The 2,772-nt window shown below is 66.8% G+C and carries 2 protein-coding genes; both read left to right on the forward strand.

Going from position 1 to position 2,772, the window contains the following annotated elements; all coding sequences use genetic code 11:
• The first annotated feature begins 55 nt into the window (after positions 1-55).
• A complete protein-coding gene (locus VJS90_RS11260) occupies positions 56-2,356 on the forward strand; it encodes a tetratricopeptide repeat protein (protein ID WP_414704932.1) in 2,301 nt (766 codons plus the stop codon).
• Between the two features lie 132 nt (positions 2,357-2,488).
• Positions 2,489-2,772 (forward strand): AAA family ATPase (locus VJS90_RS11265; protein WP_324121731.1); only part of this gene is annotated, 284 nt, incomplete at its 3' end.

Raw genomic sequence — 2,772 nt, forward strand, 5'->3', positions numbered from 1 at the left:
CAGACCTGGAAGCCGGATGATGTCGTGAAGGTCAAGTAAGGCGCTGGAACCAGCAATGGGACGCCGGGCCGGGCCAATGCGGCAGATGTGGGCCATGACCTGCCTGAGTGTTATGTCGCTGTGGCTGTGCAGCGCCAACCCGAGCGCTGCCGCGTTGCCGTCGCAGGCCACGGACCGGGAAGGCTATGCCGATGCCGCCAGTTGTCAGGCGTGCCATGCCGAACAGGCCAGGCAGTGGCAGCACTCCGATCATGCCTGGGCACTGCGCGATGCCAGCCCGGCCAACGTGCTGGGCCGCTTCGACGATGCGCGCTACGACCAGGACGGCGTCAAGGCCCGCTTCTTTCGCCAGGGCGAAAAGTTCTTCGTCAACATCGACGGCGAAGACGGCAAACCGGCCGACTTTCAGGTGCTCTACACCTTCGGCTTCGAGCCGCTGCAGCAGTACCTGGTGGCGCTGTCACGCGGCCGTTTGCAGGCGTTGACCATCGCCTGGGACAGCCGGCCAGCGGAGCAGGGCGGGCAACGCTGGTTCTCCCTGTACCCCGGACAACGCTTCGCCCCCGACGACCCGCTGCACTGGACAGGCCGCTACCAGAACTGGAACGGCATGTGCGCCGACTGCCACTCGACCCGGCTGGTCAAGCACTACGACGACGTGAAGGACGGTTTTGCCAGTACCTGGCAGGAAAAAACCGTGGGTTGTCAGGGCTGCCACGGTCCAGGCCAGGCCCATGTCGACTGGGCCAACAGACACCCCGGCGCGTCGCCCGCCCAAGGGTTGGCCGTGGACTTCAAAACGCTGGGCAGCAAGGGGCTGGTGGAGCAATGTGCCTATTGCCACAGCCGTCGGCAGAGCCTGGGCACCGGCCAGTTGCCAGGCCACCCCCAGCTGGACCAGAGCTTGCCGGCCACGCTGCGCACGGGTCTGTACCATGCGGACGGGCAAATCGATGGCGAAGTCTACGAGTACGGCTCCTTCACCCAGAGCAGGATGTTCGCCGCGGGCGTCGGCTGCACCGATTGCCACGACCCACACACCACCAAGGTTCGCCTCGAAGGCAACGGGCTGTGCCTGCAGTGCCACAACCCCCAGCCCGATACCGCGCGCTTCGCCGGCCTGCTGGCCAAGGACTACGACAGCCCGGCGCACCATCACCACGTGGCCGGCTCGCCGGGTGCGCAGTGCGTCAATTGCCACATGCCGAGCAAGCACTACATGCTGATCGACCCCCGGCGTGACCACAGCCTGCGCATCCCACGGCCAGACCTTGCCGCGCAGGGCGGCGGGCCGGATGCCTGTACCACCTGCCACCAGGACCGCGAACCCGACTGGGCCGCCAATGCCCTTCAGCGTTGGTTCGGCACGACCAGCCGCCCGGCCCATTACGGCCAGAGCCTGCAGGCCGGACGCGAAGACCCTGGCACTGCCCTGAGCCACCTGGGTTACCTGCTCGCGGACAAGCGCAACCCCGCCATCGTCCGCGCGACAGCCGCCGACCAGTTGGCGGACCTGGGGCCTGCTGGCGCCACCAGCCTGAAGTGGGCGCTGCAGGACAAAGACCCACTGGTGCGTGCCTACGCGGTGGCCGGATTCACCAGCCTGCCGCCCGAGCAGCGGCTCAAACCGTTGCTGCCGTTGCTTGAAGACCCCACCCTGGCGGTGCGCGACGAAGCCGTGCGGGCCCTGGCCGATGTCCCCGCAGCGCAACTGCCGCAAGCCCGCCGCGCGTCCTTCAAGGCCTTGCTCGGCGATTACGAGCAGCGCCTGCGCAGCAACGCCGACCTGCCTGGCGGTCGGCTCAACCTGGCCGTGCTGATGCAGCGCCAGGGCCTCGACGAGCAGGCCATGGAACAGTATCGCCAGGCCCTGCGCATGGACCCGTACTTCGTCCCGGCACGGGTCAACCTGGTTACCCTGGTCAGCCGTGCCCAACGCCTGGACGAAGCTGAGAGCCTGCTGCGCGAGGGCGTGGCCCTGGACAGGATGCCCACCGCCGACCGTGGCAACCTGGCCTACATGCTGGCCTTGCTACTGGTCGAGCGCGACATGCCTGACGAGGCGCTTGGCTGGATGGAGCAGGCCGCCCTGGCTTTGCCGGGCAACGTGCGTATCCGCTACAACCAGGGCCTGCTGCTGTCGCGCCTGAACCGCCGTGACGAAGCGCTGCAAGCGCTGCGCGATGGCCTGCAGCAAGCACCGGACAATGCCGACCTGCTGTACTCGCTGATCTACCTGCACGCCCTCGCCGGCGAACGCGAACAGGCCTACGGCTACGTCGAGCGGATGCGCCAGGTAGCCCCGGATGATCCACGGCTGCAGGCGATCGAGCCGTACTGGCAGAAGGGGCGGTGATGGCTGAAGACGCGCGGTCAGGGCTGGAGAGGGTAGCGCTTGGTCAGCGTGTTCTCTTCATGACACTGCGTTGCAGCTCGGCCTGGCACGACTAGATTTACCAGATTGCCACCGCTGACAGGGATCGGGCCAGTGAACACCCACGAACACGTCAAAGCGCTGGAAGCGTCGGTCGCCGAGAAAGTCCTTGGCCAGGCCGAGACCATTCGCCATGTGCTGCTGGGGCTGTTGGCCGACGGCCACGTCCTGCTCGAGAGTCTGCCAGGCCTGGCCAAGACGCGCACGGTCAAAGCCTTGGCCACGCACCTGGAAGCGCAGATGCGGCGTATCCAGTTCACACCGGACCTGTTGCCATCGGACATCACCGGCGGCGAGATCCTGCAACAGTCGGCCGAGGGCAACACGATCCGCTTTCA

It is taken from the genome of Pseudomonas sp., assembly GCF_035277045.1.
Lineage (GTDB): Bacteria > Pseudomonadota > Gammaproteobacteria > Pseudomonadales > Pseudomonadaceae > Aquipseudomonas.

What these genes read in the sequence shown, in the direction of transcription:
- VJS90_RS11260 (WP_414704932.1), top strand. Translation starts at nt 56, where the DNA reads ATGGGACGCCGGGCCGGGCCAATGCGGCAGATGTGGGCCATGACCTGC.